The sequence below is a fragment of the Geobacillus sp. FSL W8-0026 genome (genome assembly GCF_037966255.1).
GTDB lineage: Bacteria > Bacillota > Bacilli > Bacillales > Anoxybacillaceae > Geobacillus > Geobacillus icigianus.
On record NZ_CP150194.1, the window covers coordinates 2,956,603 to 2,982,617 of the forward strand.

Sequence of the window (26,015 nt, forward strand, 5' to 3'; positions counted from 1 at the left end):
TCCATCACGGCCGGCTCGCCTTCTATAAGGCCGATGAAAACGATTGGTCTCCTTTGGTCGATGAATAAAAATATGCATTATTGCAAGGCTTTTCTATTTGAGAAATGATGCTGAGAAGCGGTTGCGCGAGTCAATCACCGCCCCTCTAGAAGGCTGGTGAGAAACTGCTGTCACACACCAATTGGCGACATTTTCATTCAGAGAAGAAAGCTGATTCTGCGAGGTTTCTCTCATTGAGAAATGGGTGGAACTCAGCGGTATTTTGCACGAAATCACCGCCCTTCTAGATTTCGCTTGCACGGCAGAACGGCAAAAGGCAGACGGCGTTTCCGTCTGCCTTTTCTGCCTTACCAATGCAATGGCTCTTCTTCCGCCCGTGCCGGCTCCCCGTTCTCCTGACCCGGCTCTGGCTGCTCAGGCTCTTTTTTTACCACTTCCAGTGTCTTCACATGATGGCCGTCCATTTCTTTCACTGTAAACAAATAACCATCGATTTCCACGCTGTCGCCGGTTTGAATGTCATAATGCTTCGTCAAAATCCAGCCGCCGATCGTATCCACGTCATCATCGTCGATCTCCAAGCCCAGCAAATCATTGACTTCACTAATCAATACCTTGCCATCGAGCACAAATCCCTCATCCATTTTTTGAATCAATGGCGTCTCATCAATGTCGAACTCATCCTGAATTTCCCCAACAATCTCTTCCAAGATGTCCTCGACTGTTACAAGTCCGGACGTACCGCCATATTCGTCCACTAAAATCGCCATATGGATGCGCTCTTTTTGCATTTTCACAAGCAAATCATGAATCGCAATCGATTCAATGACTTGAATGATCGGGCGGATGTAATCTTTCATTTGTTTTTCGTTTGACGGGTTGGCGATAAAGTCCGTAAATACTTCTTTCACGTTAATAAGGCCGAGTACGTGATCCTTATCGCCATCAATGACGGGATAACGCGTATATTTTTCCTCGCGGATGATCTCCAAGTTTTCCTTGACGCTTTTGTTAAGATCTAATGCGACAATTTCCTTGCGCGGCACCATGATTTCTTTCGCCACGCGGTCATCAAAGCGGAAAATGTTGCTGACGTAGCGGTACTCCGACTGATTGATCTCCCCGCTTTTGTAGCTTTCCGACAAAATGAGACGCAGCTCCTCTTCCGAGTGGGCCAGTTCATGCTCCGCCACCGGCTTGAGGCCGAACAGACGCGTCACCAGCCGCGCCGAATGATTGAGCGTCCAAATGAACGGATACATGATGTTATAAAACCAGATGAGCGGCTTAGCGGTAAACAGCGTAATCGCTTCCGCTTTGTGAATGGCGAACGTTTTCGGCGCCAATTCGCCAACGACGACATGCAAAAAGGTGATGAGCGAAAAGGAAATGATGAATGCTAAAAAATGCGATACAGATTCCGATAAGTGGAGGCGTTCAAACAGCGGCAGCAACATCCGCGCCACCGTCGGCTCCCCCAACCAGCCAAGGCCAAGTGAAGTAAGGGTAATGCCCAGCTGGTTCGCCGATAAATAGCCGTCCAAGTTCGAAATCACCTTTTTCGCCGCAACCGCCCGTTTGTTCCCTTCATTGACCAACTGATCAATGCGCGAACTGCGCACTTTGACAATCGCGAATTCGGAAGCGACAAAAAAGGCGGTGCAAGCGATCAGCAATGCCACCAACAGCAAACTGGCTATGTCCAATTCGTCTCCGAGCGCGGATGAAGCGCCCAGATTACACCTCCTGCACAGTAAAGTTTCTACAGCACACTGATGCCACGTTAGGCCGCCAACAACAGGCGGCCCATCACTTACGACTCTTCATTATTGCTCCCTTGGGCAAAAATCAGCACATACTTCAACAGCTCAAATACCGAGATCAGCGTTGCCGCCACATACGTCAACGCCGCCGCGCCGAGCACTTTGTTCACGCCGCGCGTTTCGTTTGGAGCGATGATCCCTTCAGCGAGCATAAACCGTTTCGCCCGCGCGCTCGCATTAAACTCGACCGGCAGCGTAATAACTTGGAACGCCACCGCCAGCGAGAAGAACAAAATGCCGAGACCGATCAATGAAAATTGATGGAGCAAAAACCCAACGAGCAGCAAAAACGGAGCCACGCCGGAAGCCAAGTTCACAACGGGAAACATCCGGTGGCGGAGAACAAGCGCCGCGTACCCTTGCTGATGCTGAACGGCATGCCCGACTTCATGGGCGGCCACCGAAATGGAAGCGATCGATCGCCCGTAAAACACCGGTTCCGAGAGACGGACGGTGCGAGAGATCGGATCGTAATGGTCGGAAAGCCGCCCCGGCACGACCTCCACCGGCACATGGTGCAAGCCGTGACGGTCTAAAATCAGGCGCGCCACTTCTGCCCCTGTCAACCCCGATGAGGCCGGGACTTCGGACCAAGCATTGAAGTTGCTCGACACTTTCCACTGCGCCCAAAGCGAGATCAAGAAAGCGATAAAAATGAAAATATCCATCGGATGGAATAGCATCGCAGCCCCTCCGTTTTTTCAATGATGATCAAATGTGTATACTATTATTTATTGTACTTGTTCATCAATTCATACGTCAAACATGCCGCTTTGGTTTCGTTCCTCACCAAAAAAACAGCGCCGGCGTGGGCGCTGTTTAGACGATCGTTTCGTCAAAAATTGAAATTGTCCGGGTCAGGGCCAATCCGCTTGTTCGCGTTCAATGCATCGATTCGTTTCATTTCCTCATCGGTCAATGAGAAATCGAAGAGATCTGCGTTTTCCTTTATGCGTGCCGGCGTCACCGATTTCGGAATCGTGACAACGCCGTTTTGCAAATCCCAGCGCAGCACGACTTGTGCCGGCGTTTTCCCGTATTTCTTCCCAATCTCCACGATCGTCGGTTCGTTTAAAATTTCCCCGCGCATGAGCGGCGACCATGCTTCAAGCTGGATGCCGTTTTCCCGGCAAAACGCGTGCAGCTCTTTTTGCGTCAGGCGCGGATGGTACTCGACTTGGTTGACCATCGGCTTGATTTCGCAATCAGCCAACACATCTTGCAAATGATGGATTTGAAAATTGCTGACGCCAATGGCGCGCACATACCCGTCTTTATATAGCTTTTCAAGCGCCTTGTACGTCTCTTTGTATTTCCCTTTCACCGGCCAATGGACCAAATACAAATCCACATAATCGAAACCGAGCTTTTTCAAGCTTTTGTCAAACGCCTTTAGCGTCGTTTCGTACCCTTGGTCGGTGTTCCATACTTTCGTCGTCACAAACACTTGCTCACGTGGGATGCCGGATTCGCGGATCGCTTGCCCGACCCCTTCTTCGTTTTCGTAAAAAGCAGCCGTGTCAATATGGCGATAGCCCATTTCCAACGCGGTGCGCACCGCGCGTTTCACTTCCTCGCCCTCTTTGACTTTGTAGACGCCAAGGCCAACCCACGGCATGCGCACGCCGTTATGTAATACCGCGCAATCTTGCAAATGGTTCACGTCGCTTCCCCCTCCAACATCGGTATAGTTTTATTATGGAAAAACGGTGAAGAAAACGCAAAATATATGCACCCAAACATCCCTGATCCGCTGCCGCCAAAAAAGCGAGGACGCGCTCCCTCGCTCCCTATTACAGTTTCCGCTTCACCTTATTTCATTCTTCACCATCAAAAGGAACCGGAGCTCGGCCGCTCGTTTCCCAAAAAACGCTTCCCTGCCGCGCTCGGTTCATTTGCGGCAAGAAAGCGCCCATCTTCCCCTCTCCAAACGAGCCCAGCTCCTTGCTGCCCCTTCCCCGCCTTTGGCGGACGGGGGGAACGCTCGTTTTGAGCATCGGTCGGAGAGGCTAGTGATTTAATCGTAAATACCGCTTGGCAATACGAGAAAAACGTTGTTTGATCAGTTCTGCTTTTCCCGCGTTCCCCTATTGGAAGGGAATGAGCGGTTTTTTTCACCAGTCTTCCAAGGCGCCCCGGGATGGGATGCGTGACATTTTTTCCTTTGGCTACTGCCCCGCTTATTGGACGGCGGTCATACGGGCAGACTCGGCTTCATTCCGATTCGGGTGAAATTCATTTTCCATTTTCGACACAACGACCGTAGCTACAGCGTTGCCAATAATGTTCGTAATCGCCCGCGCTTCCGACATGAAGCGGTCGACCCCAAGCAGCAAGGCGATGCCTTCAACTGGAATCATCGGAAACGCAGCCAAAGTCGCTGCCAACGTGATAAATCCGGACCCCGTAACTCCAGCTGCCCCTTTCGAAGTAAGCATCAGTACACCGAGCAAGGTTAATTCTTGCCAAATGCTCAAATCAATGCCATAAGCTTGGGCGATGAAAATGGCCGCCATCGACAAATAAATCGATGTGCCATCCAAGTTAAACGAATATCCGGTTGGAACGACAAGACCAACGACCGACTTCGAGCAGCCGTATTTTTCAAGGCGTTCCATCAGCCGCGGTAGCGCCGATTCAGACGAAGAAGTGCCAAGGACAAGCAGCAGCTCTTCTTTGATATAAGCAAGGAACTTGAAGATGTTAAATCCGTAAAGCTTGGCAATCCCGCCGAGCACGACGAAAATAAAGAGCGCCATCGTAATGTAAACAGACCCCATCAGTTTGCCGAGCGACACGAGCGAACCGAGGCCGAACGTGCCGATCGTGTACGCCATGGCGCCGAACGCTGCGATCGGCGACACTTTCATCACTAGGTTGACCACACCAAAGAAAATGTCAGCGATTCGTTCAAAGAGTGAAAGCACCGGTTTCGCTTTTTCCCCTAAACCGGCCGCTGCCAACCCAAACAGGACGGCGAAAAACAGCACCGGGAGCAATTGGCCGCTCGCCATTGCGGCAACGACGTTGTCCGGGATGATGCTGAGCACGAAATCGACAAACCCGTGGCTCGTCTCTTCCGCTTGCTTCGTATATTGGGAAATGTCGCCGCCTTTTACCGCGTCAGTGTTAAACCCAACCCCTGGCTTGATAAGATTGACGACCACAATCCCAATCGCCAACGCAAACGTGGTGACAATTTCAAAATAAATGAGCGCCTTGCCGCCGATGCGGCCCACCTTTTTCAAGTCGCCCATATTGCCGATTCCGATGACAACGGTAAAGAAAATGATCGGGGTAATCACCATTTTGATCAGCTTAATAAAGCCATCGGCCAGCACTTTTAATTTCGTTCCGAACTCTGGAAATAAAAATCCGACAATAATCCCGAAAACAATGCCAAGAATGACTTGCACGGTCAAATTTTTCAGTTTGCCCCGCATTCCCCTCGCCCCTTCCCCTTTTTTGATAACGTTTTCAACACTATGATAAAGAAAAGTCAGGGAAATCAAAATATTATGGTGATAATGGTCGTTTTGGTCATTTTGGTCTTGAAGCGCAAAAAGCTGGCGAAAAACCAGTTCGCTCGATTGACAAGATGTGAGGTTTCACGGGTCGACCGGAAAGTTTGCCTATCTGCAAAAGCCGGCACAGCATACGGTGTGACAGCAGCCGCCAGCGCGTAGATAGAGCAGAGAGAGGATCCCTCCCTTAGGTGTGGCAGAGAAGCGGCCAGTGCTGATGGATAAGCGAGGAGCTGGCCCAAAAGGCGATCCCCCCAAGAAAGACACAACCTATCCCGTGACAGGGAAGCGGCCGGTGCTGATGGATAAGCGATAAGCGAGGGTGCCCCGATCCTCGGGACACCCCCTGTTGGAGCACAGAATTTCCTCTCCCGCCATCAGCCTTCGAAAAAAGCATCATCGGCCAAGCCTTATTTCGGCTCGCGAATGTCATCGAGCCACCGCGAGCCAAACTGTCGTGTATACGCCTCGTACAGCGGGGAAAATTTCTTCTCCCATTCCTCTTTTTCTTGTGCCGTCAACCAGTAGACATGAACATCTTGGCGTCTTCGCAGCTGGGCGAGCTCCTTCTCGTTTTGCTCTTTTGCCTTTTGCCAGTTCCATTCGGTCGCTTCCCGCATCGCTTCCATGATGTTTCGCTGAATGTCCGCAGGCAAATGATCCCAAAATGACTCGTTCACCATCACCACATAGCCGAGATAGCCATGATTGCTAATGGTGAGATATGGCTGAAACTTATAGAACCCCTTCGAATATAAATTGGAAATGGTGTTTTCTTGCCCGTCAAACTCATGTTGCTCCAACGCCCGGTACACGTGATCAAACGAAACAGCGACCGGTTCGCCGCCAAGCAAGCGAAACTGCTTCTCGATCACTTCGCTCGGCATAATGCGAAAGCGCAGCCCGCGAAAGTCATCGGGCTTGATGAGCGGGCGTGCCGTACTCATCATTTGCTTGAATCCGTTGCTCCAAAACGCCAGCCCTTTGATCCCCTTTGTCTCGAGCAATCGCAGCAATTCCTCTCCCACCTCGCCGGTCAAGACGCGGCGCACATGGTCATCATCGCGGAACAAAAACGGCAAATCAAGCACTTGCCATTCCGGGATGAGCTCCGTCACTTTCGAAAACGACGGAGCAATCATTTGCACATCGCCGCGCAATAAGGCGTCCAGCTCTTCTCCATCCGAATAAAGCGAACCGTTCGCGAACACCTCCACTTTGACGCGGCCGTTTGTCTTTTGCTCAACAAGCTCGGCAAACTTTTGCGCCGCCAGCCCTTTCGGCGTATTTTCAGCAACCACGTGGCTGAAATAAACGATAATTTGCTTTTCAAGCCCTTTTTGCTCATCGTCATACACGACTTGCTCCTTTACGGCCTGGCGGCTGACAACCCAGCCGACAAGAACGACAAGGAGAAGGAAAAACAGGCTCCACCACTTCCATTTTCGCTTCATGCTCAACACCATTTCCTTTTTTTCGATCGTTGTTCCTTACCGATGATGTCGTGGTTTTTGACGATCTCGGTAGTGATTTTGTGTAAGTAATCATTTCTTGCATTTGTGATTTTCTCGTGTAGTCGTGCAACTTTAATACGTTGCTTGTTCCAATTAGAGCCACCTTTTGTACGTCTAGAAAGAATTCGTTGTGCTTTTGCTAATTTTTCTTCTAATTTACGGAAGAATTTAGGATTTGCATAAGTTGTTCCATCAGACAAAATAGCGAAATCCTTTAATCCTACATCAATGCCAACGGCAGAATTGGTTTTAGGTAATTCTCGAACTTCTGTTTCAACTAAAATAGATACAAAGTATTTACCACTTGGATTTCGTCTAATGGTTACATTTAAAATGCGACCTTCAACTTCTCGACTTTTAGCAAAACGAACCCATCCAAGTTTTGGTAGTTTGATTTGATTACCATTAATAGCAATATTGCCATTAGTATATTTGGTTGTATAGGATTGCACTTTATTTTTTTAGACTTAAAACGTGGTCTATCACTTTGTTTCTTGAAGAAACGAGAATAAGCGTCAGCAAGATTTTTTAATGACGATTGAATCGCAATACTATCTACTTCTTTTAGCCAAGTTAATTCTTTTTTTAATTGTGTTAACTGAGCAGAACAAGAATTATAAGTTAGACCTTTTCCTGTTTCTTTGTAAGTGTTATCCCATTTTACTAAAAAATAACACAAATCGGGAACAACCAAATGTTTTATTAATTACTATTTGCTGTTCTTTGTTTGGATAGAGTCGAAACTTATATGCTTTATTTACAATCATTGATTTTTCACCTCCTTTAATATATACTAAAAGTATATACTTAATTGAAATATATGTCAATGGTATATACTGAGGAGGATTGTAAAATGGAACGTATACCAAAATTAATTAAATTCCCTGTCGATTTAGTAGTACGAATCGAAGAATACAGAAAAAAACATAATATCTCAACTTTTGCAGGTGCAGTTTATGAACTTATCCGCAAAGGTTTGGATAAGTAATGGAATCCATTTCTGAAAACCACAGTAAGCATTTACTTTTGTGTCATTTGATATTTGTTTGTAAGTATCGAAAAAAGTTATTATTAAAAGTTGGTAATGATATGAAAACTGAAATCGAATCGATATCTAATCGTTATGGTTGGCAAATGATTGAACAAGAGATAGACAAAGACCATATCCACATCTTAATTCGTTACTCTCCAAAATGGAGCGTTCTTGAAATCGTTAGGTGATTCAAACAACTCCCAACTTATCGGATATGGAAAAAACACAGTGAATATCTGTCTCGACATTTTTGGAAGGAACACACTTTTTGGAGTGACGGTTACTTCGCATGTAGCATTGGAAATGTTAGCAAAGAGATTATCCAAAAGTACATTCAAACACAAGGTGGTTAAGGCTTACATCCCCTAGCCTAAAGGCGTAGGGGTTTTACGCCCATTCATATAAATCATCATCCACGTTTGTCCGAGAAAGAGGGCCATGCTATGAACCGGCTGCCGATTCGTTGGAAGATTACCATTTTCATTTTTGTCATTGTCACTTTTTCAATGTCGCTAAGCGGGTTGTTCATTATCGGCGATTTTTTCCAGACGAAAGAAGACGAATTGCGGCAGCGCGCCTTATTGACGGCGCGCACGGTGTCTGAATTGCCGGAAGTGAGGCAGCACATCGTTGGGTCCAAGCAAAGCCGGGCGCTCGTGAATCCCATCGTCGAGCGGGTAAGGGTCGTTCATAACGCCGATTATATTGTTGTGCTTGACATGAACAAAATCCGCCTTTCCCATCCGCTTCCGGCCATGATTGGCACCGTCTCCCGCGGAGCCGATGAAGGGCCGGCGTTCGCGGAGCATACGTACACATCAAAAGCGCGCGGAGAAATCGGGACAGTGGTGCGCGCCTTCGTCCCCATCATGAATCGCGATCATGAACAAATTGGCGTCACCATCGCCGCTTACCGATTGCCGACGTTTTGGGAAGCGATCGATACGTTAAAAGAAGAAATCGCCATGGCGGTCGTTCTGTCGCTCGCCGCCGGCGGGAGCGGAGCTTGGCTGCTCGCCTCCCACATCAAGCGCCAAATGTTTGAGCTTGAGCCGCATGAAATCGCCAAGCTGCTCGTGGAGCGGACGGAAGCGTTTAACGCCATGCACGAAGGCGTCATCGCCATCGACAGCAATGAAAACATCACCATTTTTAATGACCGGGCGAAGCAAATGCTGGGCGTCGAAGGGAACGTGATCGGGCGGCCAATTCGTTCCGTCATTCCGGATACGTACCTTCCGGAAATCTTGGAAGTGAACAAACCGATTTACAACAAAGAACTGCAGCTCGGCAACTTAACGATTTGGAGCAATCGCATCCCCATCAAAGTCAACGGGAAGACGGTTGGCGCCATCGCCATTTTCCAAGACCGCACCGAAGTGAAACGGCTCGCTGAAGAACTGACGGGGGTCAAAGCGTTCGTCCACGCCTTGCGCGTGCAAAACCATGAATACATGAACAAGCTCCATACGATTGCCGGCCTGATCCAGCTCGGCCATATTGAAAAGGCGCTCGAATACGTCTTTCAAGCGACCGAAGAGCAAGCGGAACTCACGCAGTTTTTAAGCCGCAACATTAAGGATGAAAGCATTTCCGGGCTATTGTTAAGCAAAATCCGCCGCGGCAAGGAGCTCGGCATTCGGGTGACGATCGATCGGCACAGCCGGCTGCACCGCCTCCCGCCGCACCTTGATCACCATGATTTTGTCGTTCTTCTTGGCAATTTAATTGAAAACGCCTTCGACGCGTTCCAAGGAGTCACCGGCCGGGAGAAAGAAATCTACATCAGCATCGAACAAAACGACGAAATTTGTTCGCTTTCGGTTGAAGATAACGGCCAAGGCATCGCAAGCGAGCATATCGACCGCATTTTTGACGAAGGCTTTTCAACAAAAGGCAAGAACGGTCGCGGCATCGGTCTCTACTTGGTAAAACAAATTGTCGAGAAAGGAAACGGACAGATCGATGTCCAATCAGCGCAGGGCGAAGGCACCGTTTTCACGATGACCTTTGAGATGGCACCGGCTTGATGCATGGGTGACCGCCGTACGTGACCTGCACAAAACAAAGGAGGAAAAAGCGATGTACCGCGTGTTGTTGATCGAAGACGACCCTATGGTGCAAGAAGTCAACCGGCAAATGATCGAACAAGTGGACGGGTTCACCGTTGTCGGCCTCGCCGGAAACGGGGAGGAAGGGCTTCGCCTCATCCGTGAACTTCAACCTGATATCGCCATGATCGATATTTATATGCCGCAGTTGGATGGCCTTGAAACCGTAAAACAAATCCGGGCTCAAGGCTATGCAGTCGATCTGATCGCCATCACTGCGGCCAGCGACATCGAAACGGTGCGCCGCATCCTGCAAAACGGCGCCTTTGACTATATTGTCAAACCGTTCAAATTCGAGCGGCTCAAACAGGCGTTAGAAAATTACCGCGCCTTCCGTCAATCATTAGCGGAAAAAGAGTCGCTCACCCAAGCGGAGCTTGATGCGCTGCGGCAAACACCAAAGCAGCCGGCCGTCTCAACGGCAGAACTTCCGAAAGGATTAAACGAAGTGACATTGGAAAAAGTGATCGCTTATTTGCGCCAGCACCGCTTCCCCGTCTCCGCTGAAGAAGTGGCCGAGGGAGTCGGCATCGCCCGCGTCACCGCCCGCCGCTATTTGGAGTATCTCGAAAAAAGCGGAAACGTTATGCTCGATGTGCAGTATGGCGGCGTCGGCCGCCCCGTCAACCGCTATCAGCTGAAACGGACGTAGCTCAGCCCGTCATTCGCACAATCAGCCGCGCCGGCAACTCTTCTTGCGTTCGCGGCACATTTCCTGTTTCAAGCCAATGATGGAGAAGGCGAAACGCTTTTTCCCCAAGCGCAAAGTGGGGAAGCGCCACGGTCGTCATGCCGAGCATTTCGGCCAACGGATCGTTATCAAATCCAATGACAGCCAGCTCCTCGGGAATGTGCACACCGACGCGCTGCGCATGCAGCACGATGCCCGCCGCCACTTGGTCGCTCGTCACAAGCAGGGCGCTCGGCCGTTCTTTCATGTCCATCCACCGCTCAATCACACGCTTGCCATCTTCAAGAAATAGACAGCCGTCAAAAATCCACTGCGGTTGCGGAATCACGCCGACGCTGCCCAGCACATCCCGATACGCCGCTGCCCGCGCTTGGCTGTTCGGTCCCGTCGTTCTTCCGATGCAATAGCCGATCCGCCGGTGCCCCTTGTCCAACAAATAGCGAAGCGCCTGCGCAAACGCCTGGTAATGATCGATATACACCGTGAAAAAATCGTGTCCGACGGCTCGTTCACATAAAACGATCGGACCGTCTTCGCGGTAAACGGCAAACACCTCCCAGTCGGCCTCGTGAGAACAGACGATCAGTCCGTCCATTTGCTTCATCCGCAGCCGCTCTAACGCTTCTAACTCCCTCTTTACCTCGTAGTTTGTTTGGAACAAAAGCAGCTGATAACCGCAGCGAAGCGCCTCCTTGGAAATTCCTTCAATGACCGCCGAAAAATAAGGATGATGAATGTACGGAAGCATCACACCAACGATTCTCGTCTTTCCTTTCGCCAAATGGACAGCCTGAATGTTTTTCGTATAGTTCAGCTTCTCGACCGCTTCCCAAACCGCTTTCCGCTTTTCCTCGCTCACGTACGGATACCCGTTTAACACCCTCGATACCGTAGCCACCGACACGCCCGCTTCTTTCGCTAAATCGCGGATGTTCGCCACAATTCCACTCCTTCCGAAAAACAGCTTGACTTGAAACGCGTTTCATCTATTATGCTGGTCTCGCCATTCAGTATACAGGAGGTGGAACGCCAATGCTCAATGGATTGGCCATGCTTGTCTTGCTTGTCGCGATCATTTGGGGAGGAGCCCATGTCGCTCTCAGCGCCAAAGAGAAACAGAAGACAAACCACCATAAAAAATAAGGAATTGAACCCGTTTGTTTCCGCTGTTTCAACTGCTATAATGAATGGTATATGGAAAGCAAGGAGGAATCAAGATGTTTCGATATTGGCAATCGCTCATTTCCATCGTTGCCGCCGCTATCTTGCTTGCCGGCTGCGGTGCGGACTCCTCGCCGCCCGACAAAGCCGAGGCAAAAGCCAAACAAACGGCAAGTTCCGGCGAACACCGCACTCATCCGCAAGCAACAGAGCCTGCGAACCAAAACTCCACCGCTGCTAGCGGGCAGCACTCAACCGGGAATGGACAAGACAAAACGGCAGGGAAGGAACCGGCATCTTCCCGGTCAACCACTTCCCTTTCCTACCAAAAAGGGAAGCAAATCGTCACCGGAACAGCCACGTTGACCGTCAGCGACAACCAGCATTTCTCGCTCTACGTTCTGGACGGCTGGACGCTTGATGCAGAGGAACCAAACGCCGACGTTCTCCTTCATGGCAAGACATTCGCCCGCATCCGTCTCCTTCATGACAAGGAGATCGACTACGAACAATTGGCCAAGGAACACGCCCAAGCGGTCAACAGCAGCGCCGCGCGCCGACAAGCCGCGCAGCTCCCTGCCCCGTTTCAAGACGCCGTTTGGTACACCGCCCAAGCCGATGGCGTCACCGTCCACGTCATCGCCAGCGCTCAGCCAGCGCCACTGCTGCTTACGGTCCATGCTCCTGATGGCGAAGATGCGCTCGGCGCTGTCCTTGCCATGGTCGCCACGTTGCAACGACAATAATCGTTTGGCGGGAGGCCATCGCCCTCCCGCCGCCAAAAGAAAAACCCCCTTTGCCAGAGAAGAGGGTCAAACTAGCTGTATGCTTTTTTCTTTGCGAAAAACGTTTTCATCGCATGAAAAACGTCCGATTTTTGCCTAAGGATATAATACCGGAATTTTTTGTCTTTACTATAGATGAAGATGAGCATTTTTCATTCCATTCATTTCTATGTCCTGAGAGACAAACAGGGGATCCCTTAGGCAACAGCGAATGCCCCAGACGGATGGAGGATCTTTGGGCGAGTAGTGCCAATCACACCCTTGAATGGCGCGGGCAGCCCGTGACGAAGGCTTCGTTTTTTGGCCAATCGTATCATCCATCGAAGGAACAGTGGTTGATTCGTCCGTTTGGCGATTCGCTGGATGCGATGAAGGATCCATGGCTGAAGTTTGCGAAGCAACGTTTCTTCATCCCAAGGGCTTTTCGTGAAAAAATGGCTGAGCGTGGTTCGATGGTCAGGATGAAAACCAAGTAGAAAAGCTTTGTCGCATCAGGATGGTCTTTCAAACGCTCCCCCATTGCTTATAAAGAAACAACCGTTTTTCACCAGTCCTCTAGAAGGCCGGTGATTTACTTGCTCAACCGCTTTTCCCAATCGTTTCTCAAGTAGAAAAAACTTGTTCCATCAGCCCTGATGTTTACACTTCAATCATTCATCAAGGCAAACAGTGGTTTTTCACCAACCTTCTAGAAAAAAAATTCTCGGAGTACATGTCCAACAGCTTTTGAAAAATGTGGTCAAAATGTGGTCAAAAGCTATTTTTGCACTCCGAGAAAAGAATGATTTTCAGTCAGTGTTTTACTCAAAAGTACTGTTATTTCAACCGTTTTTCCAACTCTTCCTTCAGCTGCTCATAGCCCGGCTTGCCCAAAAGGGCGAACATGTTCTTTTTGTACGCTTCGACACCCGGCTGGTCAAACGGGTTGACGCCAAGCAAATAGCCGCTCATGGCGCACGCTTTTTCAAAGAAGTAGACGAGGTAGCCAAACGTGTATTCATCGAGTTTCGGCAAGGTGATGACCAAGTTCGGCACACCGCCGTCCGTATGGGCGAGCAATGTCCCTTCGAACGCTTTCGTGTTCACGAAATCAACCGTTTTTCCGGTCAAATAGTTCAGCCCGTCGAGGTCGTTTTCTTCGGCCTCAATGATCAGCTCATGGCGCGGCTCCTCGAGTTTCAACACCGTTTCAAACAAGTCGCGCCGACCTTCTTGAATGTATTGGCCGAGCGAATGCAAATCGGTCGAGAAATCAGCGGAAGCCGGATAAATGCCTTTTTGGTCTTTCCCTTCGCTTTCGCCAAACAGCTGCTTCCACCATTCGGCGAAATAGTGCAACGCCGGTTCATAGTTGACGAGCAGCTCGATCGTTTTCCCTTTGTTGTACAAAATGTTGCGGATGGCCGCGTATTGGTAAGCGGCGTTTTCCTCCAGCTCCGAGGAGCTGAAATCGTCGCGCGCTTTGGCCGCGCCTTCCATCATGGCGTCGATGTCCGCGCCGCTTGCGGCAATCGGCAGCAGCCCAACCGCCGTCAACACGGAATAGCGGCCGCCGATGTCGTCCGGAATGACAAACGTTTCATATCCTTCCTCATCGGCCAGCGTCCGCAGCGCCCCGCGCTTGCTGTCGGTCGTGGCGTAAATGCGGCGGCGCGCTTCCTCTTTGCCGTATTTGTCCTCAAGCAGCTTGCGGAAAATACGGAAGGCGATCGCCGGCTCCGTCGTCGTCCCCGATTTGGAAATGACGTTGAGCGAGAAATCTTTTCCGTCGAGAAAATCGATGACGTCCTTCATATACGTCGAGCTGATGTTGTTGCCGACAAAAATGATTTGCGGCGTTTGCCGCTTCTCTTTCGGCAAAGCGTTGTAAAACGAATGGTGCAGCATCTCGACCGCGGCGCGCGCGCCAAGGTACGAGCCGCCGATGCCGATGACAAGCAGGACATCGGAGTCCGATTGAATGGTTTTCGCCGCTTGTTTGATGCGGGCGAATTCGTCTTTGTCATAGTCGACCGGCCAGTCAAGCCACCCTAAAAAGTCGCTCCCAACGCCGGTTTTTTCATGGAGCGAATGGTGCGCGACTTTCACGGCATCGCGCAAGTAAGTCAGTTCGTGTTCGCCAAAAAAGGCAAGCGCTTTGGAATAATCAAACCGAATATGGGTCATCCATTCCCGCCTCCCCTTCAATGTTCATTGCCTTCTTTCACTTTAGCCGAACGGACAAGGGAAATCAAGCGGCGCTCCTCCTTGGAAACGGATTCAGCTTTGACAATTTTCGCCGCGCCGGTGTCCTTCAGGCGCGCTAACTCCCATCCCGCCATCATCCCGCGTTGGGGCGCTCCTCTCGCGCCCGAGCAGCCGGCTCGGCCCATGTGAAAAACGCCGGCTCGAGACGGGTGCCACCGCCAAGCCGGCGCCTTGATCCATCAACCTACGACCGCGGCGCCCCGTTACAGGGAGGCGCGCAAAATCGCGAGCACATCATCGCGGTTCAACGTTTTGAAACGGCCGAATTCGCCAAACGCCATCGCTTTATCGGCCATGAGCTCCACATTCTCATCATTGATGCCGTAATCCGCCAATCGCGACGGCGCCCCAAGGCTCGACCAGAACGCGCGCAGCCACTCGATGCCTTCAAGCGCCACATCGCGTTCCGTTTTGCCGGCCGGATCGACATCAAAGACGCGCACCGCGAGCTGGGCAAAACGGCTGACGTTTTCATCGAGCACATGCTTCATCCAATTCGGGAACAAAATCGCCAACCCCCCAGCATGCGGAATGTCGTACACCGCCGAAACCGCGTGTTCAATGTTATGCGTCGCCCAGTCGCCGCGCACGCCCATTTGCAAGAAGCCGTTTAAGGCGATCGTGCCCCCGTACATGATCGTTTCGCGCAGCTCGTAGTTTTCCAAATCGTCGATCAGCTTCGGCGCCGTTTCAATCACGGTTTTCAACACCGCTTCGCACATCCGGTCTTGAAGCGGCGTGTTTGGCGTATGGTGGAAATATTGCTCAAACACGTGCGACATCATATCGACGATGCCGTACACCGTATGGTCTTTCGGAACGGTTATCGTATATGTCGGATCCAAAATGGAAAATTGCGGGAACGTAAACGGGCTGCCCCAGCCGTATTTTTCTTTCGTCTCCCAGTTCGTGATCACTGAGCCGGAATTCATCTCCGAACCGGTCGCCGCCAGCGTAAGCACGGTGCCAAACGGCAGGGCGCCGGTGACCGCCGCTTTTTTCGTGATAAAGTCCCACGGATCGCCAGCAAATTTCGCGCCGGCGGCAATCGCTTTTGTGCAATCGATGACGCTGCCGCCGCCAACGGCGAGCAAAAACTCAATCCCTTCTCGGCGACAAATGTCCACCCCTTTTCTGACAGTCGAAACGCGCGGGTTTGGCTCCACCCCCGGCAGTTCAACGACGTCAGCGCCAATCTCTCCCAACATCTTCATGACTTCCTCATACAATCCGTTTCGTTTGATGCTGCCGCCGCCATAGACAAGCAGCACTTTTCGGCCATAGCGCGGCACCTCTTCTTTGAGCCGTTCGAGTTGCCCTTTTCCGAAAATGAGTTTCGTCGGATTGTGGAAGATAAAATTTTGCATATGTATCGTCCTCCTTTTGCCTCCATTATGGCGGCATCTCTCATCCTTTGTAAAGCTATTTGCCTGCGCAGGCCGCCGTGCATATTTTTCGCCGCTTCGATTCATGCTATTAGTGAATGGATGGAATCCAATACGTTTCCAAAGGAGGCAGACAAACATGGGAGCTTTGCAGCGCATTGCGCTATTGTTGACGATTATTGGCGCGATTAACTGGGGACTAATCGGCTTTTTCCAATTTGACCTTGTCGCCGCGATTTTCGGCGGCCAGAACTCGGTTTGGTCGCGCATCATTTACAGTCTGGTCGGCATCGCCGGGCTGATCAATTTGGCGCTGCTGTTCAAGCCAGCCGAAGAGCTCGGGCGCACCGAGCCAAAAACGACGCGCACATAAAAAACCGTTGGGGACGCTCACCGCTTGGCGGTGGGTGTCTTTTTCTTTTGGCCACCCCACGCGCAAGCGCCGCGCCTGTTCAACCGAGCAAGGCGCGCGGCTTGGCGAGGCAAGCCTCCCTTTGACCGCGGGAGAACGCGCGGCCGAAACGGCGGCACCCACTTTACGGTTTCGGCCCTTCTTCTCGTTTGGACTGTTCAATCCACTCGCGCAGCTTTTCCTTCAACGGGCGAAACCCCGAACCGAGCGGCATTTTGATGCGCACATGGCGCTTTGTCTTCTCTCGATTCGGTTCGAGCGCCTTTAACGACAGGCTCGCCCGTCCCGTCTTCCCATCGACATCGAGCACTTTGACGGTCACTTCATCACCAACACTGACATAATCGCGCACATCTTTGACAAATTGATGCGAAATCTCCGAAATATGGATCAGCCCTTGCGTGCCGCCCTCGAGCTGGACGAACGCGCCGTACGGCTGAATGCCCGTCACCTTCCCTTTCACGATCGCTCCTCGTTTTATCGTTGACAAGCGAAACACTCCTATTGGTTAAATGTCATCGTTTCTGTATTATAACATAACCAAACTGCCAAACCCAACCGAGACGGGGCGAAACTAACGCGACCAAAGGGACGACCGAAGACTGCCGACCTTCGCAAGCAGACAAAGGGGCAAAAAACGGAAGACAGGGCCAGAAAAAAAGAAGCTTGCCGAAGCACAGACCTCCTCCCCCGAATCGGGCTGACCCAAAAGGCTATCTGCCTTGGAGATAAGCACAACCTATCGCGCCGCAGAAGCAGTCAGCACGTCTATACAGCAACGGAAGAGGGGGCTGACCCAAAAGGCAGTCTCCCCCTCAAAAAAGACAAAATATTCGTGTGACGGGGCGTCGGCTAGGTACGTATAGCCCGATGAGACAAGGTGTAGCCCAACTCCCACAGTTTAGACTGTTGAGACGGCCAAGCCGCATTCCCCTCGAAACAGGGATGGAAGAAAAAATGGCGTTGCCAACCGCGGTTCTCAAATTGAAACATCTTGCGGGCCCATCAACCAATCCCGTTCTCGCCAATGGAACCACTTTGACCAAACGTTCTTTCTCTTCTCCACCAGCTCGATCGACTTCGCCAGTGTCCTCGTTTTTCACCCGTTTTCGATATCTCGAATGAACGGATGGCGCAGCGCCAACTACAAGCGGGCCAAAAACCGTTTCATTCGCTTCAACGCTTCCTGCAGCTGCTCCAGCGATGAAGCGTATGAACAGCGAATATAGCCTTCCCCGCTTTGGCCAAAGACGTTGCCCGGAACGACCGCGACTTTTTCTTCCAACAACAACCGCTCAGCGAATTGTTCGGATGTCAACCCGGTCGGCTGAATGGACGGAAACGCATAAAACGCTCCGCCCGGCAAGTGACACGGCAGCCCCATTTCATTGAGCGAGGCGACGAAATAATTGCGGCGGCGGCGATAGCTATTCCGCATCTCGGCTACGTCCCGCTCCCCGCTGCGAAGCGCCTCCAGCGCCCCATATTGCGCCATTGTTGGCGCACACATCATCGCATACTGGTGAATTTTCAACATCGCTTGCAGGAGCTCTTCCGGCGCGGCGGCGAACCCAAGCCGCCAACCGGTCATCGCGAATCCTTTCGAAAAGCCGGAGACTAAAATCGTCCGCTCACGCATGCCCGCGACGGCCGCCATGCTCGTATACTCCCCTTCGTATGTCAGCTCGGCATAAATTTCATCGGCGATGACCAACAAGTCATGCGCTTGTGCGAGGCGAGCCAAGCCATCAAGCTCGGCGCGGCTGAGCACCGTCCCGGTCGGATTGTTCGGCGAGCAAACGATGACGGCCTTCGTCCGGGCGGTGACTGCCTGCTCCAGCTGCGTCAGGTCAAGCCGAAATCGATCGGCGCCGGATGTGCGCACCGCCACCGGCTTGCCGCCAGCTAAAACCACCAGCGGCTCGTAAGCGACAAAACTCGGCTCGATGAGGATGACTTCATCGCCCGGATTCACGATCGCGCGCAGCGCCAAATCGAGCGCTTGACTCGCCCCCACCGTCACGAGCACTTCCGTTTCCGGACGATACTCAACCCGAAACTTGCGGCGCAAATAGGCGGCGATCTCTTGACGCAGTTCAGGCAGGCCAGCGTTCGCTGTATAGGACGTATAGCCTTGCTCGAGCGCCAAAATGCTCGCTTCCCGGATGCTCCAGGACGTGACAAAGTCCGGCTCGCCGACGCCGAGGGAAATGACGCCCTCCAGACTCGAAGCGAGGTCGAAAAAGCGGCGGATGCCGGACGGCTTCAACTGGGCGACCGTCTCCGACACATACGTTTTTCGTGTTTGCGGCTTCATGGCGACACCACGATGCGGCGATCTTGGTCTCCTTGCTCAAAGACAATGCCATCGTGCTTATACTTTTTCAAAATGAAATGGGTGGTCGTCGAAATGACGGAATCAAGCGTTGACAGCTTCTCAGACACAAAATGGGCGACTTCCGCCATCGACCGCCCTTCAATGACCACGGACAAATCGTAAGCGCCCGACATCAAGTATACCGATTTCACTTCCGGAAACCGGTAAATGCGCTCCGCCACTTCATCAAAACCGACGCCGCGCTTCGGGGTTACTTTCACATCGATCATCGCGGTCACCCCTTCATGACCGTCGGCCTTCCGCCAGTCGACAAGCGCCGTATATTGAACGATCACTTTTGCTTCTTCCAGCTTTTTGACGAGCCTTTCCGTCTCCTCAACCGGCAACTCGACCATTTTGGCCAACACTTCCATCGGCGTGCGGGCGTCTTTTTCTAATATTTTGACAATTTCTAGCTCTTTGTCACTCAATGTCATGTCCAATCCCTCCGTCGCAAACGTTTCTCATCATCGACCATCTGCCCCGCTTGGTGCAGGCCCGCCCTAGAATGTCGGTGATTTAAGGGGCAAGCCGCTGATCAAACCCGTTTCTCAATATGGATAAGCCTTGTCGCATCAGGAGCGCCTTTCACACGTTCCCCCATGGTTCAAGAGATGCAACCGTTTTTTACCAGCCTCCTAGAAGGCCGGTGAAAAACCGCTGCCGCACACGAATCGGCGGCATTTTCATTCAAAAAAGAAAGCTGATTCTGCAAAGTTTCTCTCATTGAGAAATGGGTGGGACCAGCAGCGTTTTACACGAAATCACCGGACTCCTAGGCAACGAGGGGACGCACATGAAACTGTCCCACCACCGCGGGGCGAATGGCCTCGTCCTGTCGGCAGCGGTCCGTCACACCGGCGGCGAACAAGACGCTGCCTGTTTCAACTCGAGCAACCGCCATGCCAGCTGCAAACAATCATAAAAAGGAATGGTGTGGTCAAAAGCGAATTCATATATCGACTGGATGCGGGCCGCGAGCAGGCGAGGGTCATCCGTGTCATATACGGCTTGAAGCACATCCACCGCTTCCACCTCGTACGCATCGCTTCCGCAGCCAAACGGATCCCAAGCGCCAACCGCCTCAAGAAGCCGCTGATTGAGCAGTGGTCCGTCCATGCGCCGCCATCCACCTTCTTTCTGGAAATATGATATAACTCATTATAAGCCATTTATCGAAAAAAAAGAAGGGAGACGATGTCATGTTTTCATTTGATCAAGTCGTGGACCGTCGGGGAACGCAATCGTTGAAATGGGATGACGCGAAGCGGGTGTTCGGCCATGACGAAGTATGGCCGATGTGGGTCGCTGATATGGATTTTCCAGCCCCGCAAGCGGTGCAAGACGCGCTGCGGGCGCGCATCGAACACGGAATTTTCGGTTACACGATCGTCCCGGACTCGCTGCGGGAGGCGGTGTGCGAGTGGCTTGAAGGCCGCCACGGCTGGCGCATCGATCCGGAGTGGCTCACGTTTGCCCCCGGCGTCGTGCCGGCGGTCGCCGCCGCCATTGAAGCCTTTTCCGAGCCCGGGGATGGCATGATCGTCTTCTCCCCCGTCTACCGACCGCTGTTCGATCTCGTCCGCCGTCACGGCCGCACGCTGCTCTTCAGTCCGCTCCGTCTGACGGAAGAGCATTACGCTATCGACTGGAATGACTTGGAAGAGAAGCTGCCGAAAGCAAAACTGCTCATCCTTTGCCACCCGCACAACCCGGGCGGCAAATCGTGGACTGGCGAAGAACTCAAGCAGCTCGGGGAGCTGTGCTTGCGGCATGGCGTCTTCGTCCTTTCCGACGAAATTCACGCCGATTTGACGTTTCCGCCGCACCGGCATGTGCCGTTTGCTTCCCTCTCCCCCGAGTTGGCCGCGTGGAGCGCCACGTTCCGCGCGCCGACGAAAACGTTCAATCTTGCCGGCTTGCAGGCGGCCGAGGCGATCATTCCCGATGAGGCGCGGCGCCGGGCGTTCCGCCGCGTTCAACAGCGACACGGGTTTTTTACGTTGAACACGTTCGCCGTGGTTGGCGCAGAGGCGGCCTACCGCCATGGCGGACCATGGCTCGATGAGCTGCTTCGGTATGTGCAGGCCAACATCGACGCCACCGCAGCCTACTTGGCCGCCGAGCTGCCAACGGTGCGCCCAATCCGCCCCGAGGCGACGTATCTTGTCTGGATCGATGTCCGCCGCCTCGGCCTGTCCGAAACGGAACTGAAGCGGCGGCTCTTGGAGAAAGGACAAATCGCCGTCGAGTTCGGCCGCAAATTCGGCCCGGAAGGAGACGGCTTCATCCGCTTGAACGTCGCCTGCCCACGGCCAACGCTCAACGAAGGGCTGCGGCGGTTGGCGGCTGCGCTCCGCTAACGCCGGCTGACGTCTGTCTGGGTAAGCCGCTCCCTCCGCGGACGTTTTGTTCACCAAAGGGAGCCACCAGGCGGCTGCCTGTGATACATAAAGCGAAACGTCAGCGGTATATTCATAACGGGGAGCGGCTCGAACAGATCCTCAATTAGAAAAATCTTGTTGCATCGGTCCTGTTTTGCACTCATTCTCCTACTGATGAAAGAATCAGCGGTTTTTCTAAAAGGCTGGTGAAAAAACGATGTCACCACCAATCGGCGACATTTTCATTAAGAAAAGAAAACCGATTCTGCAAGGTTTCTCTAATTGAGAAATAGGTCGAACTCAACGGTGTTTTGCACGAAATCACCGGCACCCTAAATTGTTTTCCCGAGCCAAAACGGTGTTCGAGACGCCGATTTGGTTCAAGACGACTTGATTTTCCCACAGGCGATGCGGCCGCCTGCATCCCCCGCCGGTTGGGTCATGCCGTCATCCTTTTTGGCATGAATGACAATTGATGTCCCCTCTTTCGTCAGCAGCGATCCTTTCGCTCCTTTTTTCAGCGTCACATGCGGCGCCGTCAATTCAACGTTGACCGTGCCGTCGTCTTTGACAATAATGTTTGGCAAATCCCCAGCGTGCGCACCTTCCGGGTGGAGAAGGCCGTGTTTTTTTCCATCGGGATTGTAATGGCCGCCGGCCGACTGAAAATCGGGCGGCTGACAACTTCCTTTTTCATGAATATGAATGGCGTGCTCCCCCGGTGGAAGGCCTTGCAAATCAAGCTTCAAGCGCACCCCCCCTTCAGACTGCTCGACCAACTCGATCGTGCCGATCGGATCGCCGTCGGCGTTGATCATTTCCACTTTCCGGCTCATGCCTTCCTCTTTTCCGCAGCCAACCAAGGCGAGCGCCATGGCCGCGGCCAACCATCGTCTTCCGCACAACACTCCATCCCCTCCAACTCTTGGCAACTACTACCTGCCAGTATCGCCGGGGAAGGAGCGATTTATACGTCCTTTGTCCGCTCAGGCTCGTCCGTTTTTCCAAGCAACTCCCGCTCGAGCCGCTTCGCTTCGTTCTCTTGTTTCCGCGAAATGACGATGATCAGCCGCATCGTAAACACCGCCATCAAGAAAAAGACGGCAAACGAAATCGCCGCAGGGATATATTCGCGCTTATCTTCAGGGAAATACAAAAACAAATTCAACACCGATGGCCATATCATCTCAAAGACAACCTTTCCTGCCTGAATTTCCCGCTTCTGTCCAAGGCGCGAGCTTTCGGCCGCCGGCATCGTTCCGCTCGAAGGCAAGCCGCACCGCACCATCCTTGACGCCCGCGTTTAGGCCGAAGCGTTTTACTCCCCCATAGCTTATCACATCCGCCGGCCGCCGCCAACCCGCCCGTTGTTTCCATCTCTCAGCCAAGCAGCGCTTCATCGGCAAGCGGCCACCGTCTCTAGCAGCGGCGCTTTCCTTCGACGGGCGTGGCTGCGACGCATTCCGAACCGGATCGTCTACAAGGCAAATTTTTTTCGCAGCTGGGTGAAATCGATTCGTTCTCCGAGCGTAGGCGGCTTTGTCTTCACCAAATACTTTTTGTCGTTTTCAATGAGGCGGAAAATCGTGTAGGCGGTAAAAGCGTCATCGAGCGCACAATGCGCGTTTCCGATCCCTTCGTTGCCGTACTCCTGAACCGCCTTGCGCAAAGCCGTTTGGTTTTTGTTTCCAAAAAACCGCTTATACTCCAAAGCTAAATCGCGGTGCTCGCCCGTAAACGGAAAGGCCACTTGCGCTGACTGGCAGTTTTCCCGAAGCACTTTCATATCCATACTTCCCCATGTCACGACCGTCGTCGGACGCTCACGATCATATTGCCGAAGCAACGTAACGAGTTCATAAAAGCTGATGCCGCTGTCGATTTGTTCTTGGGTGATGTTGAGAAACGATTTGCATCGGTCGGTCAGCTGCGGAAAACGGAGCGGTTTCACATAAGCGGAAAACTGGTTCACAATTTGTTCGGCAACGACCGCGACAAGGCCAACTTCGATGATTTCCGGGCAAAATCCGTTTGGCTCCGTTTTCGTCTCCGGCATCGTAAACTCAAAATCAAGGAACAAATATTGCGGGATGTCCATCGTCGCTTCCCTCCTTTCCTGCATAGCTGCGATCTGTCTTACTATTATTATATCACGAGGGAACGATTGTTTATTTCTTTTTTCAGAAAATGACGAAAAAGGGGCGGATGACGGAGGAATCCACTCCCCTCACGCCGAAAACAGGAATGTTCCCCTAGGCGAAGCGAAGCCGCCGCCCCTGTTTTCCAGCGAGATGCTATGATATGATGAAAAAAAGGAGGCGGATGTTATGAAAAATGTCATCATTCATCAAATTGTCACCTACATTTTCACGGAAGAACAGCTGCGCGCCTATTGGGAGGGACAAGCATCGGTTCTTCCTTTCGATGAGTTGACGCCAAAGCAATATATGGAACTCGCCGAGGACATGCTTGAACATTCCTCATCCAGCCAGCTCAAGCAGCATGTGCTCGGCGGCGGATGGCGCACAGAAGAAGACGCACGGGGGAAAGTGATCGCCGAAGATGAATCTCGTGAAACGATCCATGTGGAAATCGTCGACACCGATGCGGCGGCCGAACCATCGCGGCGAATGCTGATCGATCGAGTGCGTGAAATCGCCTGCCCGCACTGTTCATTCACCTTTTATGTGCGCGATGCCATCGGCGAGAGCGGCGACTGGACATGCCCATCGTGCGGCAACGGCTTCCACGGCGCGCCATCATCAACACCGTAAAGGAGGGGACCATGATGAGCCATTCTGCCGCTGACGTCTCACAATTTCAATACTATTTGGCCATTGCCGTGTTTCTCGCTACATACGCCATCATCATTTCCGAAAAGGTCAACCGCGCCGTCATCGCTCTGCTCGGCGCCGCGCTCATGGTCATTTTCGGCATCGTTGACACCGAAAACGCCTTCACCCACCATATTGAATGGGGCACCATCACGCTGTTGATCGGCATGATGATTTTAGTAAGCATCACAAGCAAATCCGGTTTTTTTCAATACATGGCCATTAAAGCGGCCAAGCTGGCCAAGGGCAGCCCGATCCGCATTTTAGTGATGCTTTCGCTGTTGACAGGACTGCTGTCGGCGTTTTTGGACAACGTCACCACCGTCTTGCTCGTCGTGCCGGTGACGTTTTCGATCACGCGGATGCTTCACGTCAACCCGGTGCCGTACTTAATCTCCGAAGTGCTGTTGTCAAACATCGGAGGCACGGCGACCTTGATCGGCGACCCGCCGAACATTATGATCGGTTCGGCGAACAAGCATCTCGATTTCAACGCTTTTTTATTGAACTTAACGCCAATTGTCATCGTCATCGCCATCGTCACAGTCGCGCTGCTCGCCTTCGTTTACCGCAAGCAGCTGCAAACCGATCCAGCGTTAATTCAAACATTGATGGAGCTTCGCGATGCCGACTACATTCAAGACGCGAAGCTGATGCGCAAATCGGTCGCCGTGCTCGGGCTGACGATTCTTGGCTTTATCCTGCATTCGGCCATTCATGTCGATGCGGCGGTCATCGCCATGGCCGGAGCGATCGTGCTCATGCTCATCGCCGTGCCAGAGCATGAAATAGAAGAGATCTTTCATTCGATCGAATGGGTCACTATTTTCTTTTTCGCCGGTCTGTTCGTCTTGGTCGGCGGACTTGTTGACATCGGCCTTATCAAGACATTGGCGGAAAGAGCACTCGATGTCACCGGCGGCGACATTTCCACGGCTTCGTATTTCATCCTTTGGCTGTCCGGGATCGCTTCAGCGACGATCGATAACATCCCGTTTGTGGCGACGATGATTCCGCTCATTCAAGATATGGCTGTCGGCATGGGCTTATCCCCAGACTCGCCGCAGATCGACGTGCTTTGGTGGGCCTTGTCGCTCGGCGCCTGCCTCGGCGGAAACGGAACGCTCATCGGCGCCTCAGCCAACGTCATTGTCGCCGGCATCGCTTCGCGCGAAGGGCATGGATTTACGTACATGGACTTTTTGAAAATCGGGGCCCCGCTCACGCTCATTGCCTTGCTCTTGTCGCACGGCTATTTATGGCTGCGCTATTTATAACAAATGGAAGGAGCGAAATCGAAATGGTGATTTCGCTCCTTTTTTGCTGTCCGCTCATATTGTAATATCGATTCCATTGTTGGAAAGGAGGCGCAAACAGCCATGTTTGCTTATTTCCCAAGGCTGCCGGCCGGCCCGTACCCCCCGATCGACCCGACGCTCTTTTCCCAGTCAGCCGCCACCGCCCAGACGTTGATGAACGACGGTGCCGCTGTTTTGAAAAAACTGGCCGAATCGCGCTCGTTTGCCGCCGCGGTCATGTCGGCCGCCCAAGAAGGAAAAACGGATGAAGTGAAGCGCCTGATCCGTTCGCTTGGCATCCGCTCGCAAACCGAGGTATATTTCAATCCCGACGGCATCCGCCTGACGCTCTCGCCGCCGCCCGGCGCGTTCCCGTGCTGCCAGCTCGTTGTCGGCTTGCGCTGGAACGTGTTTCCACCTTCACACCGATAGCCTT

General features: G+C 52.3%; 25 protein-coding genes and 3 pseudogenes. 10 read left to right on the forward strand and 18 right to left on the reverse strand.

Annotated features, from left to right (window positions below; all coding sequences use genetic code 11):
• Window positions 1-347: 347 nt before the first annotated feature.
• The 6 genes and pseudogenes from NST29_RS14800 to NST29_RS14825 form a co-directional block, all read right to left on the reverse strand.
• On the reverse strand, window positions 348-1,706 hold the full coding sequence (locus tag NST29_RS14800) for a hemolysin family protein (RefSeq protein WP_033018699.1): 1,359 nt from the start codon (window positions 1,704-1,706) through the stop codon (window positions 348-350).
• A 107-nt stretch (window positions 1,707-1,813) separates the two neighbouring features.
• Entirely contained in the window at window positions 1,814-2,506 is a 693-nt protein-coding gene (locus NST29_RS14805) for a zinc metallopeptidase (RefSeq protein ID WP_339232361.1), read from the reverse strand.
• Window positions 2,507-2,658: 152 nt separating this feature from the next.
• On the reverse strand, window positions 2,659-3,486 hold the full coding sequence (locus NST29_RS14810; protein ID WP_033843188.1) for an aldo/keto reductase: 828 nt from the start codon (window positions 3,484-3,486) through the stop codon (window positions 2,659-2,661).
• Between the two features lie 517 nt (window positions 3,487-4,003).
• Window positions 4,004-5,266, reverse strand: coding sequence for a dicarboxylate/amino acid:cation symporter (locus tag NST29_RS14815; protein WP_339232362.1), 1,263 nt, complete (start codon window positions 5,264-5,266; stop codon window positions 4,004-4,006).
• 491 nt (window positions 5,267-5,757) lie between these two features.
• On the reverse strand, window positions 5,758-6,801 hold the full coding sequence (locus tag NST29_RS14820; RefSeq protein WP_339232364.1) for a TRAP transporter substrate-binding protein: 1,044 nt from the start codon (window positions 6,799-6,801) through the stop codon (window positions 5,758-5,760).
• A 2-nt stretch (window positions 6,802-6,803) separates the two neighbouring features.
• Window positions 6,804-7,628 (reverse strand): annotated as a pseudogene (locus NST29_RS14825) (RNA-guided endonuclease TnpB family protein).
• A gap of 86 nt (window positions 7,629-7,714) precedes the next feature.
• Between NST29_RS14825 and NST29_RS14830 the strand changes: the two are divergent.
• The 4 genes and pseudogenes from NST29_RS14830 (at window position 7,715) to NST29_RS14845 (ending at window position 10,657) form a co-directional block, all read left to right on the forward strand.
• On the forward strand, window positions 7,715-7,849 hold the full coding sequence (locus tag NST29_RS14830) for a hypothetical protein (protein ID WP_255358700.1): 135 nt from the start codon (window positions 7,715-7,717) through the stop codon (window positions 7,847-7,849).
• Window positions 7,849-8,247 (forward strand): annotated as a pseudogene (tnpA, locus tag NST29_RS14835) (IS200/IS605 family transposase). Before NST29_RS14830 ends, tnpA begins: the two are co-directional and overlap by 1 nt.
• A gap of 90 nt (window positions 8,248-8,337) precedes the next feature.
• Window positions 8,338-9,924 carry a sensor histidine kinase gene (locus NST29_RS14840; RefSeq protein ID WP_033843185.1) on the forward strand — a complete coding sequence of 529 codons (1,587 nt, stop codon included), beginning with the start codon at window positions 8,338-8,340 and terminating at the stop codon, window positions 9,922-9,924.
• Window positions 9,925-9,976: 52 nt separating this feature from the next.
• Entirely contained in the window at window positions 9,977-10,657 is a 681-nt protein-coding gene (locus NST29_RS14845; protein ID WP_033843184.1) for a response regulator, read from the forward strand.
• A gap of 1 nt (window position 10,658) precedes the next feature.
• Here the strand turns inward: NST29_RS14845 and NST29_RS14850 are convergent, their stop codons facing one another.
• Window positions 10,659-11,636 (reverse strand): LacI family DNA-binding transcriptional regulator, encoded by a 978-nt coding sequence (locus tag NST29_RS14850; RefSeq protein ID WP_033843183.1) that lies wholly within the window; start codon window positions 11,634-11,636, stop codon window positions 10,659-10,661.
• A gap of 277 nt (window positions 11,637-11,913) precedes the next feature.
• Here NST29_RS14850 and NST29_RS14855 point away from each other — a divergent pair, with 277 nt between their 5' ends.
• The gene (locus tag NST29_RS14855) at window positions 11,914-12,603 is read left to right on the forward strand and encodes a hypothetical protein (protein ID WP_033843182.1); all 690 of its coding nucleotides are present in this window, start codon (window positions 11,914-11,916) and stop codon (window positions 12,601-12,603) included.
• A 252-nt stretch (window positions 12,604-12,855) separates the two neighbouring features.
• Here the strand turns inward: NST29_RS14855 and NST29_RS14860 are convergent.
• The 4 genes and pseudogenes from NST29_RS14860 to NST29_RS14875 all read right to left on the reverse strand — a co-directional run.
• Window positions 12,856-13,109, reverse strand: a pseudogene (locus NST29_RS14860) (IS701 family transposase); the annotation flags it as partial.
• 349 nt (window positions 13,110-13,458) lie between these two features.
• Window positions 13,459-14,808, reverse strand: a complete 1,350-nt coding sequence (locus NST29_RS14865) for a glucose-6-phosphate isomerase (RefSeq protein WP_339232366.1) — start codon at window positions 14,806-14,808, stop codon at window positions 13,459-13,461.
• Window positions 14,809-14,825: 17 nt separating this feature from the next.
• On the reverse strand, window positions 14,826-14,966 hold the full coding sequence (locus tag NST29_RS14870) for a hypothetical protein (RefSeq protein WP_165570912.1): 141 nt from the start codon (window positions 14,964-14,966) through the stop codon (window positions 14,826-14,828).
• Between the two features lie 126 nt (window positions 14,967-15,092).
• Entirely contained in the window at window positions 15,093-16,256 is a 1,164-nt protein-coding gene (locus NST29_RS14875) for an iron-containing alcohol dehydrogenase (protein ID WP_033018715.1), read from the reverse strand.
• 157 nt (window positions 16,257-16,413) lie between these two features.
• On the opposite strand from NST29_RS14875, the gene NST29_RS14880 reads away from it, so the two are divergent.
• Window positions 16,414-16,647: a DUF378 domain-containing protein gene (locus tag NST29_RS14880; RefSeq protein WP_033018716.1), complete on the forward strand. Its 234-nt coding sequence runs from the start codon at window positions 16,414-16,416 to the stop codon at window positions 16,645-16,647.
• 163 nt (window positions 16,648-16,810) lie between these two features.
• Here NST29_RS14880 and yugI read toward each other — a convergent pair whose 3' ends face one another.
• The 4 genes from yugI to NST29_RS14900 form a co-directional block, all read right to left on the reverse strand.
• The gene (gene yugI, locus NST29_RS14885; protein WP_033018717.1) at window positions 16,811-17,176 is read right to left on the reverse strand and encodes a S1 domain-containing post-transcriptional regulator GSP13; all 366 of its coding nucleotides are present in this window, start codon (window positions 17,174-17,176) and stop codon (window positions 16,811-16,813) included.
• 654 nt (window positions 17,177-17,830) lie between these two features.
• A complete protein-coding gene (locus NST29_RS14890) occupies window positions 17,831-19,003 on the reverse strand; it encodes an aminotransferase (protein WP_033018718.1) in 1,173 nt (390 codons plus the stop codon).
• Window positions 19,000-19,500, reverse strand: a complete 501-nt coding sequence (locus NST29_RS14895; RefSeq protein ID WP_033018719.1) for an Lrp/AsnC family transcriptional regulator — start codon at window positions 19,498-19,500, stop codon at window positions 19,000-19,002. Before NST29_RS14895 ends, NST29_RS14890 begins: the two co-directional genes overlap by 4 nt.
• Window positions 19,501-19,915: 415 nt before the next feature.
• Window positions 19,916-20,182: a DUF1871 family protein gene (locus NST29_RS14900; RefSeq protein WP_033018720.1), complete on the reverse strand. Its 267-nt coding sequence runs from the start codon at window positions 20,180-20,182 to the stop codon at window positions 19,916-19,918.
• 83 nt (window positions 20,183-20,265) lie between these two features.
• Here NST29_RS14900 and NST29_RS14905 point away from each other — a divergent pair, with 83 nt between their 5' ends.
• The gene (locus NST29_RS14905; protein WP_033018721.1) at window positions 20,266-21,426 is read left to right on the forward strand and encodes a MalY/PatB family protein; all 1,161 of its coding nucleotides are present in this window, start codon (window positions 20,266-20,268) and stop codon (window positions 21,424-21,426) included.
• A gap of 401 nt (window positions 21,427-21,827) precedes the next feature.
• Here NST29_RS14905 and NST29_RS14910 read toward each other — a convergent pair whose 3' ends face one another.
• The 3 genes from NST29_RS14910 to kapD form a co-directional block, all read right to left on the reverse strand.
• The gene (locus tag NST29_RS14910; protein ID WP_033018770.1) at window positions 21,828-22,322 is read right to left on the reverse strand and encodes a superoxide dismutase family protein; all 495 of its coding nucleotides are present in this window, start codon (window positions 22,320-22,322) and stop codon (window positions 21,828-21,830) included.
• A gap of 92 nt (window positions 22,323-22,414) precedes the next feature.
• Window positions 22,415-22,630 (reverse strand): hypothetical protein, encoded by a 216-nt coding sequence (locus tag NST29_RS14915; protein WP_081917008.1) that lies wholly within the window; start codon window positions 22,628-22,630, stop codon window positions 22,415-22,417.
• A 294-nt stretch (window positions 22,631-22,924) separates the two neighbouring features.
• Entirely contained in the window at window positions 22,925-23,545 is a 621-nt protein-coding gene (gene kapD, locus NST29_RS14920; protein WP_033018722.1) for a 3'-5' exonuclease KapD, read from the reverse strand.
• 229 nt (window positions 23,546-23,774) lie between these two features.
• Here kapD and NST29_RS14925 point away from each other — a divergent pair, with 229 nt between their 5' ends.
• From NST29_RS14925 to NST29_RS14935, 3 genes are all read left to right on the forward strand, one after another.
• The gene (locus NST29_RS14925; RefSeq protein WP_033018723.1) at window positions 23,775-24,221 is read left to right on the forward strand and encodes a hypothetical protein; all 447 of its coding nucleotides are present in this window, start codon (window positions 23,775-23,777) and stop codon (window positions 24,219-24,221) included.
• 14 nt (window positions 24,222-24,235) lie between these two features.
• Window positions 24,236-25,558, forward strand: coding sequence for an ArsB/NhaD family transporter (locus tag NST29_RS14930; protein WP_033018724.1), 1,323 nt, complete (start codon window positions 24,236-24,238; stop codon window positions 25,556-25,558).
• A gap of 102 nt (window positions 25,559-25,660) precedes the next feature.
• Window positions 25,661-26,011, forward strand: coding sequence for a hypothetical protein (locus NST29_RS14935; protein ID WP_033018725.1), 351 nt, complete (start codon window positions 25,661-25,663; stop codon window positions 26,009-26,011).
• The last annotated feature ends 4 nt before the right edge of the window (window positions 26,012-26,015 follow it).

Bases quoted from the DNA above. Each gene is read 5' to 3' on its own strand.
- NST29_RS14855 (WP_033843182.1), top strand. From the start codon at position 11,914: ATGTTTCGATATTGGCAATCGCTCATTTCCATCGTTGCCGCCGCTATC.
- NST29_RS14930 (WP_033018724.1), top strand. From the start codon at position 24,236: ATGAGCCATTCTGCCGCTGACGTCTCACAATTTCAATACTATTTGGCC.
- NST29_RS14895 (WP_033018719.1), bottom strand. From the start codon at position 19,500: ATGACATTGAGTGACAAAGAGCTAGAAATTGTCAAAATATTAGAAAAA.
- NST29_RS14830 (WP_255358700.1), top strand. From the start codon at position 7,715: ATGGAACGTATACCAAAATTAATTAAATTCCCTGTCGATTTAGTAGTA.
- NST29_RS14890 (WP_033018718.1), bottom strand. From the start codon at position 19,003: ATGAAGCCGCAAACACGAAAAACGTATGTGTCGGAGACGGTCGCCCAG.
- NST29_RS14925 (WP_033018723.1), top strand. From the start codon at position 23,775: ATGAAAAATGTCATCATTCATCAAATTGTCACCTACATTTTCACGGAA.
- NST29_RS14815 (WP_339232362.1), bottom strand. From the start codon at position 5,266: ATGCGGGGCAAACTGAAAAATTTGACCGTGCAAGTCATTCTTGGCATT.
- NST29_RS14935 (WP_033018725.1), top strand. From the start codon at position 25,661: ATGTTTGCTTATTTCCCAAGGCTGCCGGCCGGCCCGTACCCCCCGATC.
- NST29_RS14820 (WP_339232364.1), bottom strand. From the start codon at position 6,801: ATGAAGCGAAAATGGAAGTGGTGGAGCCTGTTTTTCCTTCTCCTTGTC.
- NST29_RS14900 (WP_033018720.1), bottom strand. From the start codon at position 20,182: ATGGACGGACCACTGCTCAATCAGCGGCTTCTTGAGGCGGTTGGCGCT.
- NST29_RS14875 (WP_033018715.1), bottom strand. From the start codon at position 16,256: ATGCAAAATTTTATCTTCCACAATCCGACGAAACTCATTTTCGGAAAA.
- kapD (WP_033018722.1), bottom strand. From the start codon at position 23,545: ATGGACATCCCGCAATATTTGTTCCTTGATTTTGAGTTTACGATGCCG.
- NST29_RS14865 (WP_339232366.1), bottom strand. From the start codon at position 14,808: ATGACCCATATTCGGTTTGATTATTCCAAAGCGCTTGCCTTTTTTGGC.
- NST29_RS14905 (WP_033018721.1), top strand. From the start codon at position 20,266: ATGTTTTCATTTGATCAAGTCGTGGACCGTCGGGGAACGCAATCGTTG.
- NST29_RS14845 (WP_033843184.1), top strand. From the start codon at position 9,977: ATGTACCGCGTGTTGTTGATCGAAGACGACCCTATGGTGCAAGAAGTC.
- NST29_RS14870 (WP_165570912.1), bottom strand. From the start codon at position 14,966: ATGATGGCGGGATGGGAGTTAGCGCGCCTGAAGGACACCGGCGCGGCG.
- NST29_RS14910 (WP_033018770.1), bottom strand. From the start codon at position 22,322: ATGGCGCTCGCCTTGGTTGGCTGCGGAAAAGAGGAAGGCATGAGCCGG.
- NST29_RS14840 (WP_033843185.1), top strand. From the start codon at position 8,338: ATGAACCGGCTGCCGATTCGTTGGAAGATTACCATTTTCATTTTTGTC.
- NST29_RS14880 (WP_033018716.1), top strand. From the start codon at position 16,414: ATGGGAGCTTTGCAGCGCATTGCGCTATTGTTGACGATTATTGGCGCG.
- NST29_RS14805 (WP_339232361.1), bottom strand. From the start codon at position 2,506: ATGCTATTCCATCCGATGGATATTTTCATTTTTATCGCTTTCTTGATC.